This window comes from Bacillus pumilus, assembly GCF_024498355.1.
In the GTDB taxonomy this organism is placed as follows: Bacteria; Bacillota; Bacilli; order Bacillales; family Bacillaceae; genus Bacillus; species Bacillus pumilus_P.
The window spans coordinates 3,633,205-3,651,603 of the sequence record NZ_CP101833.1 but is presented as its reverse complement, the minus strand read 5'-3'; the positions used below and the strand labels follow the sequence as shown (position 1 = coordinate 3,651,603).

Sequence of the window (18,399 nt, the reverse complement as noted above, 5' to 3'; positions counted from 1 at the left end):
TATCCACAGATTGTGGATAATATAAATAGGTCAGATAAGTAATTAAGAGTTAAAACACAAATATAATATCAAAATAAACGAGATGGTGCAATGGGTGTCACAAACTTATCCACAAACTTTACATCCTGTTGAAAAATAATTATCCACACCGGTTATTTGTGTGAAAAAAATGTCGATAATGGATGTGGATAGTCTAAATATGCTGGAAAAATATCCACAACCTTGTTTTGGAGGTCTTTTAGGAGAAAAAAGAATAAAATGCTGGAAACTGAAAAAGAAGGTTTCTTCACTTGATAACTTGTGTTATGCTTATAAGGTTGATAATAAGAGTTTTATCATTGATATTGACAATCGATGGGTTACACAAATATAATGAGTTAGACTGTCTTAAACAGCTATTCCTCAGGGAGGTGTCATAAATGAAAAGAACGTTTCAACCAAATAACCGTAAGCGTAGTAAAGTTCATGGCTTCCGCAGCCGTATGAGTTCTAAAAACGGACGTCTAGTTTTAAAGCGACGCCGCAGCAAAGGTAGAAAAAAATTATCAGCTTAGGCCACTGAATAATGTCAGTGGTCTTTTTTACATAAAATCGTAAATGAATTGTCAGTTTTTATCGGAGTGGAAGAAAACATGAAGAAGCGAAACAGGCTAAAAAAAAATGAAGAGTTTCAAAAAGTGTTCAAAAAAGGTCAATCAATGGCTAATCGCCAATTCGTTATTTACCAGCTGGATCAACCAAATCAAGATGAACTGCGTTTAGGATTGTCTGTCAGTAAGAAGATTGGTAATGCAGTGATAAGAAATCGAATTAAACGACTGATCCGCCAGGTGTTTTTAGAGGAAGGTCATAAGTTAAAGCAAGAAAAAGATTATATTGTCATTGCACGAAAACCAGCGAGTGAATTAACCTTTGAGGAAACAAAGAAATCTCTCCAACATTTATTTAGAAAATCCGCTGTTTATCAACAACAACCGAAAAAGTCTTCGTAATAGAAACTTTCGTTGAATCAATTTTTAAAAGCGCTTCCTTCATCTAGTGAATTAAAATGAAACCACCACTTTGTAATGAAAAAATGTTACCATACTGATTAGGTGAGTCACTTTCGTAATCAATTCCAACTTAAATAAAGTTTGAAGTAATGGGAGGAATCTTGTTGAAAAGGCGATTATTACTAATATTTAGCTTGATTGGCGTGTTGGTTCTATTGGCAGGATGTACACAAATCAATGAACCAATTACATCAGATAGTGAGGGATTCTGGAATTCTTATATTGTTTACCCGCTATCTCAATTAATCACGTACATGGCAAATTTGACTGGTGAAAACTATGGTGTTGCAATCATTATTGTTACACTGTTAATTCGTTTGCTTATTTTACCATTAATGATTAAACAGTTAAGAAGTACAAAAGCAATGCAAGCTTTGCAGCCTGAATTGAAGAAGCTTCGTGAAAAATACAGCTCTAAAGATCAAAAAACACAGCAGCAGCTTCAGCAGGAAACAATGGCTCTTTTCCAAAAAAATGGTGTAAATCCATTAGCAGGGTGTTTCCCGATTTTAATTCAGATGCCAATCTTAATTGGTTTTTATCATGCGATTATGAGAACAGCTGAAATTAAAAAACATACATTCTTATGGTTTGACTTAGGCAGTCCAGATCCATTGTTTTTATTACCGATTATTGCGGGTGTAGCTACTTTCATTCAGCAGAAGCTGATGATGGCTGGAAATCCTTCGGACAACCCTCAAATGGCAATTATGCTTTGGGTCATGCCGATTATGATCGTTGTGTTTGCAATCAGTTTCCCAGCGGCACTTTCACTTTACTGGGTTGTAGGTAACCTTTTCATGATCATTCAAACATTGGTGATTAGAACACCTCAAGTACAAGTTGATACAAAAGAAAAAGCTGGCGGGAATAAAAAATGAAGGAAATAACTGCTGTCGGTCGTACAATCGAAGAAGCAGTAGATTCCGGACTTAAACAAATTCAGCTACTACAAGAAGAAGTTGATATCACAATAGTAGATGAAGGAAATAAAGGGTTTTTGGGATTATTTGGTAAAAGGCAAGCTGTTGTTAAGTTAATAGAAAAGAGAAATGCTTTCAAATTAGCTACACAGTATTTAGATAAAATTGTTAAATCAATTGATCCTAAAGCAAAAATTGTTTCCAAGAAGGAACCGAAAAAGATTTCTTTCCACATTGATGGAGATAAAACGGCATTAATGATTGGAAAAAGAGGACAAACTTTGTACTCATTAGAAACATTGGTGCAGTTAGTGTTTAATCGTTATTCCGATCAGTATCACCATATTACAATTGATATTGGAGATTATAGGAAGAAACGTCAAGAAGCACTTGAACAATACGCCATCAGGACGGCCAACCGTGTTTTAAAAACGAAGAGAAAGGTTCATTTAGAACCTATGCCTTCGAATGAACGAAAAGTCGTTCATGATACGATCGCCGCATTTTCTAAAGAACTTGCTACGGCTTCGGAAGATACAGGTAGCAAACGTCATGTTGTGGTGTTGTATAAAAAATAGCAGAAAGGCTAAGATTCAGCAAAGCTGGATTTTAGTCTTTTTTTATTGAAAAATTCCCTTTTTATAGAAGATTCATCCTTTATTTCTAAAAAGTTAGCGTGTTATTTGGATGAAAAACGCCATTTTTACAATGAAGTAAAGGGATCGGGGCGTTTAAATTTATTGGATTTAGGTGTAAGATGTGAAGATAAGTTGAGAACGTCGTTATTCACATGTGGATAAGTTAAGTGTTAAAATAGACAGGATGCAAAGTTGTGGATAATTAGATATGGGATACTTTCGCTTCGCTTTCATTTGTGGTATCTTTAAATTTTGGATTAAGCGTTTTTGATATAGAGATGGACAACGTCCATTTAATAGATAAAAGACTGTCTATTAAGTAGAGAAAGAGGTGAATGAGCGGTGGATACAATTGCAGCAATTTCTACACCAATGGGTGAAGGGGCAATTGCGATTATTCGTTTAAGTGGGCCTGATGCGGTACAGATTGCTGATCGTATGTATAAGGGGCCTAAGGAGAAAAAGCTTGTATCGGTGGATTCACATACCATTCATTATGGCCATATCGTGGATTCTAGTACTGAGCAAGTAATAGAAGAGGTCATGGTGTCGGTATTAAGAGCGCCAAAAACATTTACGAGAGAAGACGTTATTGAGATCAACTGCCATGGCGGAATTGTGACGGTAAATAAAGTATTGCAGCTTGCTTTAAGAGAAGGAGCAAGATTAGCGGAGCCAGGTGAGTTTACAAAACGTGCTTTCTTAAATGGAAGAATCGATCTGTCTCAAGCAGAAGCTGTAATGGACTTGATTCGTGCAAAGACAGACCGTGCGATGAATGTAGCGATCACTCAAATGGAGGGACGTCTCTCCGGTTTGATTAAACGACTTCGCGGTGAGATATTGGAGACACTCGCCCATGTTGAAGTAAATATAGACTATCCAGAGTATGACGATGTCGAAGAAATGACACATCGAGTCTTAGTTGAAAAAGCGACATCTGTGAAAAAGGAAATTGAATCGCTGCTGACGACTTCGCAGCAGGGGAAAATTCTTCGTGAGGGCTTATCCACTGTGATTATCGGAAGGCCGAATGTTGGGAAGTCTTCCTTGCTGAATAGTCTTGTACAGGAAACAAAGGCGATTGTGACGGATATTCCTGGAACAACGAGAGATGTCATTGAGGAGTATGTGAATGTAAGAGGGGTACCTCTTCGTCTAGTAGATACTGCGGGTATACGTGAGACTGAGGACATTGTTGAGCGTATAGGGGTTGAGCGATCTAGACAGGTCTTAAAAGAAGCCGACCTGATTTTACTTGTGCTCAATTATAGTGAGGAATTATCAGAAGAGGATATTAAGCTTTTTGAGGCTGTCTCAGGTATGGATATCATCGTGATTGTGAATAAGACAGATCTTGAGCCTAAGCTTGATGTAGAAAAGGTCAAGCAGCTAGCGAAAGATCGTCCGGTGGTCACAACATCATTATTACAAGAAAAGGGGATTGATGAGCTTGAAATGGCGATTCAATCACTGTTCTTCACAGGTTCAATTGAAAGTGGAGATTTAACGTATGTAAGTAACACAAGGCATATTGCGCTCCTTCAGGCAGCCAAACAATCAATTGAAGATGCTCTTGAAGGAATTGAAATGGACGTACCGATTGATATTATTCAAATAGATTTAACACGCTGCTGGGAGCAGCTAGGTGAAATTATTGGGGATGCTGTTCATGAAAGCTTAATTGATCAGTTGTTCTCTCAATTTTGTTTAGGAAAGTAAAAGGAGGAACATAAGAAATGGGTTATGAAGCTGGTCAATATGACGTCATCGTCGTCGGTGCCGGTCATGCTGGTGTTGAGGCTGCTCTTGCTTCTGCAAGACAGGGCGCCAAAACACTTGTATTGACCATCAACCTCGATATGGTTGCTTTTATGCCATGTAATCCGTCCGTAGGTGGTCCCGCAAAAGGGATTGTCGTCAGAGAAATTGATGCACTAGGCGGAGAAATGGCACGAAATATAGATAAGACGCATATTCAAATGCGCATGCTGAATACTGGGAAAGGACCTGCTGTCCGTGCGTTAAGAGCGCAAGCAGATAAGTTCCAATATCAGCACGAAATGAAAAAAACAATGGAAAATGAACCAAACCTGACAATGCTCCAAGGTATGGTGGATCATTTAATTGTAGAAGATGATGAATGTAAAGGTGTCGTTACACAAACAGGGGCGAATTATCGTGCGAAATCTGTTGTCTTAACGACTGGTACTTTCTTAAAAGGCCGCATTATTTTAGGGGATCTTTCCTATTCAAGCGGCCCTAATAACCAGCAGCCTTCAATTAAATTATCAGATCATCTAGCAGAATTAGGATTCGATTTGGTTCGTTTTAAAACAGGAACACCCCCTCGAGTGAACAGCCACTCGATCGATTATAGTAAGACGGAAATTCAACCAGGTGACGATGTACCACGGGCATTCTCCTATGAAACGGTTGAATATATTACAGACCAATTACCATGCTGGTTAACATACACGAGTTTAGAGACACATCAAATTATTGACGAGAATCTTCACCGTTCTCCAATGTATTCAGGTATGATTAAAGGAACTGGTCCTAGATACTGCCCTTCCATTGAAGATAAGGTGGTTCGTTTTAATGACAAACCGAGACATCAAATTTTCTTAGAGCCAGAAGGTCGTAATACGCAGGAAGTTTATGTGCAAGGTTTGTCTACAAGTCTTCCTGAAGATGTACAGCAGCGTATGCTTTCAACCATCCCAGGACTTGAAAATGTACAAATGATGCGAGCGGGTTATGCCATTGAGTATGATGCAATTGTGCCTACACAGCTGTGGCCGACACTTGAGACGAAGAAAATTTCCGGATTGTATACAGCCGGCCAAATTAATGGAACGTCGGGTTATGAGGAAGCAGCAGGTCAAGGAATTATGGCAGGTATTAATGCAGGAAGAAAAGCATTAGGTAAAGAAGAAGTCATTTTAAGCCGATCTGATGCATATATCGGTGTTCTCATCGATGACCTTGTCACAAAGGGGACAAATGAACCTTATCGTCTCTTGACATCCCGTGCAGAGTATCGTCTACTTTTACGTCATGACAATGCTGATTTAAGATTAACTGAACTGGGATATAACCTGGGATTAATTTCTGAAGAGAGATTCCAAGCGTTCCAGCTGAAAAAAGAAGCCATTGAAGCGGAGAAAAAACGATTATACTCTGTCATCATTAAACCTACAGCAGAGACACAAGAATTTATTCGTTCACTTGGTGGAAGTGAACTGAAGGACGGCATTCGTGCAAGTGATTTGATGAAGCGTCCAGAAATGAACTATGAATCTGTTGTGCAATTAGCTCCAGCTAAAACACCGCTTCCTTCTGATGTGTGTGAGCAGGTAGAGATTCAAATTAAATACGAAGGTTATATTGAAAAGTCGCTCCAACAAGTTGAAAAGCTGAAAAAGATGGAGAACAAAAAGATTCCGGATCGAATCGATTATGATGCCATCAAAGGGATTGCAACTGAAGCGAAGCAAAAGCTGAAAGAAGTCCGACCGCTTTCTGTTGCACAGGCTTCTCGTATTTCTGGCGTTAACCCTGCTGATATTTCTATCCTTTTAGTGTATTTGGAGCAGGGACGTATAGCGAAGATAGCAGAGTAGAAAGGATGTCGGCATGAACATTGATCAATTTAAAGCAGCACTAGAGGAGAAAGGGGTCACTCTTTCTCCTGTGCAGCTTGAACAATTTGAAACTTACTTCCGCATGCTTGTAGAATGGAACGAGAAGATGAATTTAACGTCCATTACAGAAAAGGAAGAAGTCTATTTAAAGCATTTTTATGATTCGATATCAGCAGCATTTTTTATTGATTTTCACAATGTGACAACGATTTGTGATATTGGAGCTGGTGCTGGTTTTCCAAGCATTCCTCTTAAAATTTGTTTCCCTCATCTACATGTGACCATTGTTGATTCTCTCCAGAAACGAATTACGTTTCTCGATGAGTTAGCAAAAGGGTTAAATTTACAAGAAACTACTTTTTATCATGATCGTGCGGAGACGTTTGGCCAACGTAAGGAAAAGCGTGAAAGCTATGATCTTGTCACTGCTAGAGCAGTTGCGCGTCTATCTGTTTTGAGCGAATTATGCCTGCCTCTTGTGAAAAAGGAAGGATTGTTTGTTGCATTAAAAGCATCTGCCGCTGATGAAGAGATGCAAGCAGGGAAAAAAGCCGTCACAGTCCTCGGAGGAGAGGTTGTTGAAAAGCATTCCTTTGTTCTTCCTTTAGAAGAAAGCGAACGGAACATCATTGTCATTGAAAAGAAAAAACAAACACCAAAAAAATATCCTAGAAAACCAGGAACACCTAATAAATCACCAATAGAAGGTTGATCATGTAAAAGGTCGGTTTTTCTTCAATATTTATGATTTTACAGAAGGAAAAAACATGAGAAAATAGAATTATAAAAAGGTAGTTTTTAAAGGTGGTGTAGGTTCATGAAGCATTCACTCTCACGCTTCTTCGGGCTTGGTGACAAAGAACATCCTGAGCGTGAAACCGAAATAGAGGTAGAGATTGCTGAGCATGATACATTAAAGGAAGAGATACAGGAGCTCCCGGTCGACACAATTATGCCTAACCGTTTTCAGCCACGCACCATTTTTTCAGAAGAAAAGATACAAGAGCTGGCCACGACTATTCATACCCATGGCATTATCCAACCTATTGTTGTCAGACCAACAGAAGAAGAAGGAAAATATGAACTGATCGCCGGCGAAAGACGTTGGAGAGCGGTACAAACTCTTCAATGGGAGAAGATCCCCGCTATTATAAAAGATTTTACTGATACGGAAACGGCATCTGTGGCATTGATTGAAAATTTGCAAAGGGAAGAGCTGTCTGCTATTGAAGAGGCTCATGCTTATGCACGCCTTTTAGAGCTCCATGATTTAACGCAAGAGGCGCTTGCTCAGCGTTTAGGCAAGGGACAATCAACTGTTGCCAACAAATTAAGACTTTTAAAGTTGCCTGAAGAGGTACAACAGGCCATTTTGGAGAAAAAAATCTCTGAGAGGCATGCACGTTCACTTGTACCCCTAAAGCTTCCAGAATTACAAATCGCGCTATTGCAGGAAATTATCGAAAAGCAGCTGAATGTGAAACAGACTGAAGAGCGTGTAGTGAAGATGCTTGAACAAAAAACAGATCGCAAACCGAAGCCAAAACGTAAGGCATTTAGTCGAGATACACGAATTGCGATGAATACCATTCGCCAGTCTCTCCACATGGTAGAAGACAGCGGACTTAAAATAAATACCGAGGAAGAAGAATTTGAGGAATACATCCAATTAACGATTCGAATTCCTAAATAGAAAAAAGCTGATGAGATCGGGACTGACCCCCGTTTTTGAGACAGGGATCAAAACACCTTTATACAGCCAATTGCCGATAGTTTATCAGTGATTGGTTGTTTTTTAGTTTCGTTTCGTTTGAATACGAATGTTGTTATAATAATGAATGTATTCTTTGACAGTGCGTTCTACGATGGTTGTCGTCGTTCGATCAATGCTGTTAAGATAGAACGTTTCAGACTTTAGTGAGGAATGAAACGATTCGATGGAGGCATTATCAGCGGGCGTCCCTTTGCTGGACATGCTCATGATAATGCCTTTTCCTTTAATCTCCTTTTGATAGGCATATGAAGTGTAGACCGATCCTTGATCACTATGAAGGATGCAGCCTTCAGGCAGTGCCTGTAGCTGATTCAACGTATCTAGAACAAGCGAAACACAATCGTATAAGCCACAACCTCACTTGTATATAAATCTTTTATGCTAGATAGATAAAGTGTTTTTTGGCCAAAGGGCAGATATGTTAGATCAGTCACCAATTTTTCAAGTGGCTTTGTCGCAGAAAAATCTCGTTTTAAGTATTTTCTGCAATATAATAGGGTTGACCGGTTTGCTTACGCTTTTTCACTTTCACACGACACTGCAAACCGTGGTTTGCATAATACGTTGTACCGTCTTATAGTTCATTTTCATTTCTTTTCGCAGTAGAGCCGTAATTTTTCGATAACCATACGTATATTGATGTGCCTCACAAAGCGATGAAATGAGGTCGATTAACCCCTGCCGCTTTGGCTGATGACCTTGTTTTTTCCAACGATAAAATGTTGATCTTGCGAGCTTAAACATCTGACAGAATGCACTCACTTTGTCTTTTACCGTATCATAAATCGACAAGAACGCTTCTTTTTTCACTTCCTTTCCCATTCTGTGTACTTTTTTAATATGTCAATTTGTTGTTTTAAGTAGCGAATTTCCGTTTTCAATTTCTATTTCTCATCTTGATATTCAGGCCCTTTCCCGTACGAATCCTGTTTGCCTACTGGCTGTCTTAAACGATGAATGTCTCCTGATTTATACCGTTGCATCCATGTTTTAGGTTGAGTCACATTCTGAATATTTAATTCCTCCAACACTTTTTAAACTGGTACTCCCGCCAATCGCATTTCAATTGCTTTCACCTTCACTTCAATTGGATAACTAACTCTTGATCCCATAGAAAAACACCTCCAAATTGTTTTCAGGTATTCTATACCTGATTTTCAACTTAAAGGTGTTTTTTATTTGTCTCACTTTATGGGGACAGTCCTATCCACTCGTCAGCTTTATTTGTATGCCTTTCATGAAAGTACATAATATTTACTTATTATTGATTAATTGGTAAAATATGATTTTCATAGTAGAAAGGAGGTGACATCTATTCAATGAATATGAAAAAAACTACTTTTGCTATTATCTGTTATTTACTATTTTCTGTTTCTCTTTTTTCAAATGAAACGACTATATTTGCTGTAAATACGCCACCGAGTCAAGAGGTTCATGCTGGAGAAGAAACGGTTACGAAGAAAGAACTGAACGTCCTGAAGAAACAAGGCGTGGTTTCTAGAGAGGTAACTGTTCAACAATTAAATCAAGAGCATGAGTCTCAGGACGAGACGATCGACTTGATCACAGCAAATGATGATTTGAAGAACTATGACTTACGGCAAAACAAGCAGGATGAGATGGTGACTGATGAAAAGCCGCATACCATTCGCCACCTTTTAGGAAAGCCGTATCCTGGAACCGATATTATGCCTAAAAAAGGGGATATATTGGTGACAAGCACTGGTGCTTTGAATGGCTTAATCGGTCATGCAGGTATCGTCATTAACGAGAAAAGCTATGCCTCCATTCCAGGGTTTCGACAGCACCCTCATATTGATTCCATTCATAGCTGGTTTCGCTATAGTGCCAACACAAAGGTGATTCGGATCAATCACGAAGAAAAGGCGGATCTCGCAGGGGAATGGGCACACGATTACGTGAAAGACCATCCGAAGGCTCGATACTCCATCACAATGTCGATTCAATCATTGGACCCCACATACTGTTCAAAGATTGTGTGGCAGGCCTACGCCAAAACGGGTGACGCTGTCGGACATGCGACATTTACCATTAAGGCACCCTATGGATTTTTGAAAAAGAAAAGCTATAAAACAGTGACCCCTAAGGTCATTGTGAGCGAAGGCCGTAAAATTGGCGGATTAAACTTTTGATATGTGCCCTCACTTTTGATTAAAGTGAGGGTTTTTTATTTCTAAGTATATCGATTTTTCATCAAAAAGATATATTAATATAATTTTCGTGTGTGTTTTCATTCATCTAATCATGTACGAAAATAGACATTCGTCAACGAATTTATAATGGAGAAACAAAAAAAGCAAACGTTTCATACTTTTTTTGATAGAATAGAAAGTATGAATGAATGAGAAACTTGTTAAGTTGAAAGTGGGTGACATCGTGGGAAAAATCATAGCGATTACCAACCAGAAGGGCGGCGTCGGGAAGACGACAACTTCTGTGAATTTGGGTGCGTGTTTAGCATACATAGGAAAAAGAGTGTTGTTAGTTGATATTGATCCGCAGGGCAATGCCACGAGTGGCATTGGGATTGAGAAGGCCGACGTAGAGAAGTGTGTGTACGATATTTTAGTTGACGATGCAGATGTACTTGATGTGATTAAGACGACAGAGGTCGAAAATCTTGATGTCATTCCTGCGACGATACAGCTTGCAGGGGCAGAAATTGAGCTTGTGCCTACGATCTCACGTGAAGTGAGGCTGAAGAGAGCACTTGAATCTGTGAAGCAAAATTACGATTACATGATTATTGACTGTCCGCCATCACTTGGATTACTGACGATTAATGCGTTAACTGCATCCGATTCCGTTTTAATACCGGTTCAGTGCGAATACTATGCGCTTGAAGGATTGAGTCAATTGTTAAACACAGTTCGTCTCGTGCAGAAACATTTAAATACCGATCTTGCCATTGAAGGTGTCTTACTGACAATGCTTGATGCGCGAACAAATCTTGGAATTCAGGTCATCGAAGAAGTGAAGAAATACTTTAGAGATAAAGTCTATCAGACCGTGATTCCGAGAAATGTGAGACTCAGCGAAGCGCCTAGTCATGGAAAGCCTATTATCTTGTATGATCCACGTTCAAGAGGTGCAGATGTCTATTTAGACTTAGCAAAGGAAGTGGATGCGAATGGCTAAAGGTCTTGGAAAGGGTATTAATGCACTATTTAACAACGTAGATTCAAATGAAGAAACTGTCGAAGAGATCAAAATGAAGGATCTGCGTCCGAACCCGTATCAGCCAAGAAAAACGTTCGACGAGGATGCATTATCCGATCTCAAAGAGTCGATTCAGCAGCACGGTGTTTTACAGCCGATCATTGTCCGAAAATCAATTAAAGGATATGACATTGTAGCAGGTGAGCGCCGATTCCGAGCAGCACAACAAGCTGGTCTGACAACGATTCCTGCGATCGTCAGAGAATTTTCAGAAACGCTGATGAGAGAGATTGCCCTTTTAGAAAACTTACAGCGCGAGGATTTATCTCCATTAGAGGAAGCGGAAGCCTATGCTTCCTTGCTAGATCACTTAAGTGTGACTCAAGAGGAATTAGCGAAGCGATTAGGTAAGAGCAGACCACATATTGCGAACCACCTTCGTCTATTGACATTACCAGATGAAGTACAAGAGTTAATTGCCGATGGAACGTTATCAATGGGACATGGACGCACGCTGCTTAGTTTGAAAAACAAAAAGAAGCTGGCGCCATTGGTAAAGAAAATCGTGGATGAAGGGTTAAATGTACGTCAGGTTGAGAAACTTGTTCAGCAATTAAACGAAAATGTTCCACGTGAAACAAAGAAAAAAGAAGCACCAAAGGATCGAGTGTTGAAAGAAAGAGAGTCTTTCTTACAACATTACTTTGGTACTCCAGTTACGATCAAGAAACAGAAGAAAAAAGGGAAAATTGAGATTGAATTTCTCTCAAACGAAGATTTAGACAGAATTCTTGAATTGCTTTCTGCGAGAGAATCCTCAGAGTGACCATCTTGATACGAGAGATGGTCTTTTTTATATTCTCCCAGTGATATTTTGAATAGGGGTGAAGAGAGATCGGCTTTTTTCTCTCGTCCAATCCATTTGATCAATGTGAGATAGACTTTCAGAAAGTGTATTGGCCATAGACATGACAAGGTGAAGACGTGTATTTTGGAGAACGAAGTATTCCATAAAACCGCTCACGTTGACAATCCCATTGATATGAATATCTCCTACCTCTGGCAGCTCCTTTTGCACACCTGCCCCAGGCTTTAACGGCCCATCTCCAATCTGAAAGGAACCTACACTTTTCACTCTTCCTAAACAGGCATCAACAGCTACAATAAACGGATGTTTATGAGCTTGTTCAATTTCAGCGAGCTTTTCTTTTAAATTGACCGCATGCACTGGGTCAGAGAGCGTTCCGTATACATGAAGCTTTTTCAATTCCAGACCTGAAAGCTTTGTGCCAACAAGTGGACCTAGAGAGTCGCCAGTTGAGCGGTCTGTTCCAATACAAACGATGGCAACGGGTCTTTTTTCTGCTTTCTGAAGATGCGAGAATAAAATACTTTTAAGCTGTTGAATGGCATTTGTATCCGTATGGGACACGTATTCTTTCACCCTATTTCTTAAAAAAAGACCGTTCTTGCTATTCATAGGTCTCACTTCCTTGTCATAGTAGTTAGTAACAGTATACGGAAACAAGCTTAATTCTATACCTATGAGGTGATGATTGTGTGGAAGGCTGGTTCAAGGTGGACGCTTTTAATTTTAGGAAGCTTAATAGGAGCGGGATATGCTTCCGGCCAAGAAATTTGGCAGTTTTTTGGCATTGATAGTGGACTAGCCATTCTCCTGTTTACATTGATGTTTATGCTGTCTACCTATGTGGTGTTAAAAATCAGTTATGAGGTGCGTGCCGATCACTTTGTGCCAGTGTTAGAGCGACTGGTAGGACCATGGCTGGCTAAGGTGTATGACATTTTAATCGTTCTTTATTTATTCACGACAACTACGGTCATGATTGCCGGTGGCGGGGTTACACTTGAGATGTATCATGTACCATTTTGGGTTGGCATCGGTGCGTTTTGTTTTTTTTCATTTATGATTTTTTTCTGGGATGTGAAAGGGCTCTTATCAGTGAATGCTTTCATTATACCAATTTTGGTGGCGGGGCTCATCTATGCGTTTGTTTTTTATTATATGAATCATGATCATATGTGGAGGATTGATTTTGGGCAGCAGTACAATTGGCCAGCCAGTATTGTCTTTGCCTCTTTGAATATATTATCTGTTGTTGCAGTGCTGTCTTCTGTTGGGAAAGAAATGAAGGGGCTCGGAGAAGCCAAGGTGGCGAGCATATTAAGTGGTCTGATTTTTGGTGTGATCTCTTATGTGTATAACGAAATACTGGTTGATATTTCTGGAAGTCTTTCAGCAGAGGGAATTCCTTTGTTTACAGTATTAGAGGGGGCGCCGACGTCATTGTTTGTGTTTATGACAGTCGTCCTTTGTCTAGCGATTTATACGACGACAGCCGCTGGTTTATTTGGTTTATCCAGCCGGATGCTCTCTGTTGTAAGAATGCCTCGCTGGTTGATTGTGTTTGTCATGCTTCTTTTGATGGCGCCTTTAACATCTCTTGGATTTGCCGATTTGATTGCTTTCTTGTATCCGATCTATAGTTTGTTGAATCTTTATTTACTCGTCTGTTTAATGCTATATCCGATTTTAAGTAAAAAGATATTTTTCCGGGCTAAAAATTATATTGATAAAACAAAATAAGCACCTCTCTTCGTAAGAAAAGTGCTTATTTTATCCGAATTGAATCGATAGCGTCTTTGATATCATCATATACAGGCATTTGCTGAAGACGCTGAATGCGCTCCTCTAATTCTGAGATGGCTTGTCCTTTTAAATGCTGGGATAAATGCTGTTTGACAATGGTTGTTTGGTTCAACATGTCTTCTGTTTTGGACAGCTGATACTCCAAGTGCACGCGAGTGTTTGCTAATTCGTCATGAAGCCGCATTTTCAGCAGTCGCTTTAGATCCTTTCGCTGTCCTTCTCTGCGTATAGCCTGAATGGCGGCGATTTCTTCAGGAGATTGCGATTGTGTTTGGGGTGCAGATTGATTTTCGAATACAGACATGGAGCGGCGAGCGCTCACATTTTGCAAGAAACGCTGGGCGTCACTAGGAGGTTTATTTTGATTGACCATTTGGCGGCTCCTTTCTTAATGAATACCCATTTGCAACGCAAGGCGTCTATCTGCCTTGGCATAGTCATCACCCATTGTGTAGAGATGTCTTGAAAGGGTGGAAAGTTCTTGTTCATAATCTCTAAGGGTGTACAAGGCATTCAATTGTTTTTCATGTGAATAAAAGGATGAATGATGCTGCTCCATCCGTACTTCCTCTAACAGTGCTTCTACATCTGTATGACTTAATAAATCATAGTGGCCAAAACCGACAAGTCCTTTGAGCTCTTGTTTTACATGGTGGACGGCTTCTTTTACACTTTCATCGATTCCATCGATTTTCTCAAATACAGTTTGTACCTCATGCTCAATAATGCTTTGTAGATCATAAGATGAATTTTTTAGTAAATGGGATTTTATGATAATTTCAAGACCGCTTTGTGCATATGCACGGCCTGAATGAATTTCTTGCAAAAGCATCGCTGTAAAACTCGTATTGTGATCAAGCTGTTCATCTAAAATACGAGCGGTTCCATTCGGATGGAATAAATAACCATTCGGCTTTGTATCTCCTGAAACGAGAGCTAAAAATGCATTTGTATCAAATGATTCGTTCCATTCTATATTCATAGAAGCAAAGGCTGATTTTAAAAAGGTGTCAATTTCCCTTTGTTTATATTGAATGGATTCTTGGACCGAGCCTTGCTCCCGAGGCGGTACGGTGTATTTGACTTGTCCAATCCCATGATCGTGACGATTGAGTAAACCTAGGTAATGAGTAGGCTGAATATATTCAGTGAGAACATGAGTATATTTACCTTGCAGCGCCTTTTGCTGAATCGAAGGCGGCAGGCTGCTCCATATATTTGGACTATCAAAGGTGACGGATTTTTTGACAGCTGGCTGTTCTGTTGCAATATAAGCACAAACAGCACCGGCAAGGGCTTGTCCAGTGAGATGAATGGCTACATTAGGGTGCTTCTGACAGATTTGTTCTATGTATTCCTTCCCTTTAAAAAAGACATGTTCTTGATTCCCAGCTAGGGACTTTCTTTCAATTGGGTAGGCATAATCTGTTTTGAGCAATGATTGTGCCGCTGTTTGCACATCTTGTGATGATGTGACTGTCATTTTATTTGGCAGCGGACAGTGAAAAGCAACGATGAATTCGTCTGAATGTTCCTGCTGCATCATTAAACCATATAATTTATGATCGATCTTTAGAAAATCGTGGACAGTGAGCGTTTGCTGACCTATTTCTATCGTATGGTGCTGCTGGTAATTGTCTATGTCTCCAGCATGATCGGATATGATTTTATATTCTTTATCAGTTAATCTATCCTTTCGATTGACCATCGTACCTGCTCCCTCACATAACATTTATGCAGATATCATAAATCAAAAAATATGGAAAAACCACAGCGTTCTACCAATAAAAACCTTTTGACCTACAGCGTTTGTGACAATATTGAAAAAAAGCGGAGTTTAAGTAACTATTGGTCACAAATAAAATGATCTAAAAGAAGGGTTTTTTCTATAAGTAAAGAACTGGATTGACGAATGAAGAGGCTCTTTATTTTATGCATTGCCCTTCATCGTCGTTTTTTTGTACAATAGATTCAATGAAGTGAGCAAGAGAGGTGAAGGCTGATGGCAGACAAAGCGTTTGGGTTACATGACGTAGTTGAAATGAAAAAACCCCATCCATGTGGTGCCAATCGGTGGAAGGTGATTCGTTTGGGCATGGATATTCGCATTAAATGCGAAGGCTGCGGGCACAGCGTGATGATTCCAAGAAGAGATTTTGAACGAAAAATGAAGAAAATTCTTGTCAAGCATGAGGAGCCAACTGCTTAGTAGGCCTCATGCTTTTTTGATTAAATTTGTATATTGTACAGGAGAAACAGGTGCAATTTCTGCTTTTGGAGCTCTGATTTACTCTTTTTGTTGCTGTTTCTTCTATTGAAAATGCATGATGGTTAGCTTGTCTTTTCATGTAAACCTACTTATAATTGCTCTAGGTTCATATTACGCAGTATAACGAGCACGTTTGATATAGAGGAGATGAAAGAATGGCTTTAACAGCTGGTATTGTTGGCTTACCTAACGTCGGGAAGTCAACGCTATTTAATGCAATTACACAGGCTGGAGCGGAGTCTGCTAACTATCCGTTTTGTACCATTGATCCAAACGTCGGAATTGTAGAGGTTCCAGACGAGCGTTTGCAAAAACTAACAGAATTGGTGCAGCCAAAAAAGACAGTTCCGACTGCTTTTGAATTTACTGATATTGCCGGTATTGTCAAAGGTGCATCTAAAGGTGAAGGTTTAGGGAATAAATTTCTTTCGCACATTCGCCAAGTAGATGCGATCTGTCACGTGGTGAGAGCCTTTGCAGATGATAATATTACACACGTATCAGGTAAGGTTGACCCTGTATCAGATATCGAAACCATTAATCTAGAATTGATTTTGGCTGATTTAGAAACGGTTGAAAAGCGTTTGACTCGTGTGAGTAAGCTAGCGAAACAAAAGGACAAGGAAGCTGTAGCTGAATTTGATATTTTGTCGAAGCTAAAGGACGCATTTGAAGCTGGGAAATCGGCAAGATCTGTAGAATTTACAGATGAGCAGCAGAAGCTTGTGAAACAGCTTCATTTACTCACATCTAAACCAGTTCTTTATGTAGCGAATGTGAGTGAGGACGAAGTAGCGGATCAGGACGGCAACGAATATGTGCAGCAAATTCGTGAGTTTGCATCTGGCGAAAACGCTGAAGTGATCATCGTTTGTGCTAAGATCGAGTCTGAAATTGCAGAGCTAGAAGGAGAAGAGAAGCAGATGTTCCTTGAAGAGCTTGGTATCAAAGAATCAGGACTAGATCAGCTGATCAAAGCGTCTTATTCACTTCTTGGCTTAGCTACGTATTTTACAGCAGGTGAACAAGAGGTACGCGCTTGGACATTTAAAAAAGGAATGAAGGCGCCAGAATGTGCCGGCATCATTCATACTGACTTCGAGCGTGGATTTATTCGTGCTGAAACCGTGGCTTATGAGGATTTACTGGCTGGCGGAAGCATGTCTGCTGCGAAAGAGGCAGGGAAAGTTCGTTTAGAAGGTAAAGAATACGAAGTGAAAGATGGAGACGTCATTCATTTCCGTTTTAATGTATAAGTTCTTGTCATAGGCCAAGTGATTTGTTATAATATACAATTGTGAGTAATATAATTTATTGCTCCTTGCCCGTTTAGGGCCGCTTAGACCAAAAGGAGGTGCAATCAGATGAGAAAGTACGAAGTTATGTACATCATCCGCCCAACAGTTGACGATGAGGCTAAAAAAGCAGTTATCGAGCGTTTCAATAACGTGTTAACTTCTAACGGTGCGGAGATCACTGGAACAAAGGATTGGGGTAAACGTCGTCTTGCATACGAAATCAACGATTTCCGTGAAGGCTTCTACCAAATCGTAAACGTTCAATCTGACGCTGCAGCAGTTCAAGAATTTGACCGCTTAGCTAAGATCAGTGACGATATCATTCGCCACATTGTTGTTAAAGAAGAAGTATAAATCATTGAAATATATATTTAAAGGTGGTCTTTCAATATGCTAAACCGTGTTGTATTGGTCGGAAGACTAACAAAAGACCCTGAGCTTCGCTACACGCCTAATGGTGCGGCTGTAGCCACGTTTACTCTAGCTGTGAATCGTACGTTTACGAATCAATCTGGAGAGCGTGAAGCCGATTTCATTAACTGTGTTACTTGGAGAAGACAAGCCGAGAACGTGGCTAATTTCTTGAAAAAAGGAAGTCTTGCCGGTGTAGACGGTCGTTTGCAGACAAGAAACTATGAAAATCAGCAAGGACAGCGTGTCTTCGTGACAGAGGTTCAAGCTGAAAGTGTTCAATTTCTTGAGCCTAAGAGCGGCGGTGCTGGTTCAGGTGGATACAGCGGCGGTGGCAATAGCGGAGGCCAGTATTATGGCGGTAGCCAAAACGATCAGAATCCATTCGGAAATGAACCAAATCAAAATCCATATGGCAATCAAAACAACCAAAATCGTAATCAGGGAAATAGCTTCAATGATGACCCATTTGCGAATGATGGTAAACCGATTGACATCTCCGATGATGATTTGCCATTCTAATTGATCTGGAAAAA

At 39.9% G+C, this 18,399-nt stretch carries 19 protein-coding genes and 1 pseudogene; 16 read left to right on the top strand and 4 right to left on the bottom strand.

Annotated features, from left to right (window positions below; all coding sequences use genetic code 11):
* The first annotated feature begins 419 nt into the window (after positions 1-419).
* The 8 genes from rpmH (at position 420) to noc (ending at position 7,953) form a co-directional block, all read left to right on the top strand.
* Positions 420-554, top strand: coding sequence for a 50S ribosomal protein L34 (rpmH, locus tag NPA43_RS18625; RefSeq protein ID WP_008360908.1), 135 nt, complete (start codon positions 420-422; stop codon positions 552-554).
* A 78-nt stretch (positions 555-632) separates the two neighbouring features.
* Positions 633-992 carry a ribonuclease P protein component gene (gene rnpA, locus NPA43_RS18620; protein ID WP_008360906.1) on the top strand — a complete coding sequence of 120 codons (360 nt, stop codon included), beginning with the start codon at positions 633-635 and terminating at the stop codon, positions 990-992.
* Between the two features lie 164 nt (positions 993-1,156).
* Positions 1,157-1,933: a YidC family membrane integrase SpoIIIJ gene (gene spoIIIJ / locus NPA43_RS18615; protein ID WP_180275472.1), complete on the top strand. Its 777-nt coding sequence runs from the start codon at positions 1,157-1,159 to the stop codon at positions 1,931-1,933.
* Positions 1,930-2,553, top strand: a complete 624-nt coding sequence (gene jag, locus NPA43_RS18610) for an RNA-binding cell elongation regulator Jag/EloR (RefSeq protein ID WP_099726333.1) — start codon at positions 1,930-1,932, stop codon at positions 2,551-2,553. Before spoIIIJ ends, jag begins: the two co-directional genes overlap by 4 nt.
* A gap of 402 nt (positions 2,554-2,955) precedes the next feature.
* Entirely contained in the window at positions 2,956-4,335 is a 1,380-nt protein-coding gene (gene mnmE / locus NPA43_RS18605) for a tRNA uridine-5-carboxymethylaminomethyl(34) synthesis GTPase MnmE (protein WP_099726334.1), read from the top strand.
* Positions 4,336-4,352: 17 nt separating this feature from the next.
* Positions 4,353-6,239 carry a tRNA uridine-5-carboxymethylaminomethyl(34) synthesis enzyme MnmG gene (mnmG, locus tag NPA43_RS18600; RefSeq protein WP_249704743.1) on the top strand — a complete coding sequence of 629 codons (1,887 nt, stop codon included), beginning with the start codon at positions 4,353-4,355 and terminating at the stop codon, positions 6,237-6,239.
* Between the two features lie 13 nt (positions 6,240-6,252).
* A complete protein-coding gene (rsmG, locus tag NPA43_RS18595; RefSeq protein WP_249704742.1) occupies positions 6,253-6,972 on the top strand; it encodes a 16S rRNA (guanine(527)-N(7))-methyltransferase RsmG in 720 nt (239 codons plus the stop codon).
* 105 nt (positions 6,973-7,077) lie between these two features.
* Complete coding sequence (gene noc, locus NPA43_RS18590) at positions 7,078-7,953, top strand: nucleoid occlusion protein (protein ID WP_099726337.1); 876 nt, start codon at positions 7,078-7,080, stop codon at positions 7,951-7,953.
* Between the two features lie 58 nt (positions 7,954-8,011).
* Here the strand turns inward: noc and NPA43_RS18585 are convergent.
* A pseudogene (locus tag NPA43_RS18585) lies at positions 8,012-9,146 on the bottom strand (IS3 family transposase).
* A gap of 207 nt (positions 9,147-9,353) precedes the next feature.
* On the opposite strand from NPA43_RS18585, the gene NPA43_RS18580 reads away from it, so the two are divergent.
* The 3 genes from NPA43_RS18580 to NPA43_RS18570 all read left to right on the top strand — a co-directional run bounded on the left by NPA43_RS18580 (position 9,354) and on the right by NPA43_RS18570 (position 12,040).
* Entirely contained in the window at positions 9,354-10,187 is an 834-nt protein-coding gene (locus NPA43_RS18580; protein ID WP_230031432.1) for an orthopoxovirus pf05708 family protein, read from the top strand.
* 244 nt (positions 10,188-10,431) lie between these two features.
* Positions 10,432-11,193, top strand: a complete 762-nt coding sequence (gene soj, locus NPA43_RS18575) for a sporulation initiation inhibitor protein Soj (RefSeq protein ID WP_008360890.1) — start codon at positions 10,432-10,434, stop codon at positions 11,191-11,193.
* Entirely contained in the window at positions 11,186-12,040 is an 855-nt protein-coding gene (locus NPA43_RS18570; RefSeq protein ID WP_099728556.1) for a ParB/RepB/Spo0J family partition protein, read from the top strand. Before soj ends, NPA43_RS18570 begins: the two co-directional genes overlap by 8 nt.
* Before the next feature lie 27 nt (positions 12,041-12,067).
* On the opposite strand, the gene yyaC is transcribed toward NPA43_RS18570, so the two are convergent.
* Positions 12,068-12,694, bottom strand: coding sequence for a spore protease YyaC (gene yyaC, locus NPA43_RS18565; protein WP_249704741.1), 627 nt, complete (start codon positions 12,692-12,694; stop codon positions 12,068-12,070).
* 72 nt (positions 12,695-12,766) lie between these two features.
* Here yyaC and NPA43_RS18560 point away from each other — a divergent pair, with 72 nt between their 5' ends.
* Positions 12,767-13,822: a YkvI family membrane protein gene (locus NPA43_RS18560; protein WP_099728558.1), complete on the top strand. Its 1,056-nt coding sequence runs from the start codon at positions 12,767-12,769 to the stop codon at positions 13,820-13,822.
* Between the two features lie 25 nt (positions 13,823-13,847).
* Here NPA43_RS18560 and NPA43_RS18555 read toward each other — a convergent pair whose 3' ends face one another.
* Both NPA43_RS18555 and NPA43_RS18550 read right to left on the bottom strand, forming a co-directional pair.
* On the bottom strand, positions 13,848-14,258 hold the full coding sequence (locus tag NPA43_RS18555; RefSeq protein WP_099728559.1) for a hypothetical protein: 411 nt from the start codon (positions 14,256-14,258) through the stop codon (positions 13,848-13,850).
* Positions 14,259-14,273: 15 nt separating this feature from the next.
* Complete coding sequence (locus NPA43_RS18550; protein ID WP_256499196.1) at positions 14,274-15,593, bottom strand: hydrolase; 1,320 nt, start codon at positions 15,591-15,593, stop codon at positions 14,274-14,276.
* A gap of 294 nt (positions 15,594-15,887) precedes the next feature.
* Between NPA43_RS18550 and NPA43_RS18545 the strand changes: the two genes are divergently transcribed.
* The 4 genes from NPA43_RS18545 (at position 15,888) to ssbA (ending at position 18,385) form a co-directional block, all read left to right on the top strand.
* Positions 15,888-16,094 (top strand): DUF951 domain-containing protein, encoded by a 207-nt coding sequence (locus NPA43_RS18545; RefSeq protein WP_008347561.1) that lies wholly within the window; start codon positions 15,888-15,890, stop codon positions 16,092-16,094.
* A gap of 215 nt (positions 16,095-16,309) precedes the next feature.
* Positions 16,310-17,410, top strand: coding sequence for a redox-regulated ATPase YchF (ychF, locus tag NPA43_RS18540; protein ID WP_099682526.1), 1,101 nt, complete (start codon positions 16,310-16,312; stop codon positions 17,408-17,410).
* A gap of 108 nt (positions 17,411-17,518) precedes the next feature.
* Entirely contained in the window at positions 17,519-17,806 is a 288-nt protein-coding gene (gene rpsF / locus NPA43_RS18535) for a 30S ribosomal protein S6 (protein ID WP_003215073.1), read from the top strand.
* Positions 17,807-17,842: 36 nt separating this feature from the next.
* Positions 17,843-18,385, top strand: coding sequence for a single-stranded DNA-binding protein SsbA (gene ssbA / locus NPA43_RS18530; RefSeq protein ID WP_099682525.1), 543 nt, complete (start codon positions 17,843-17,845; stop codon positions 18,383-18,385).
* Positions 18,386-18,399 lie beyond the last annotated feature (14 nt).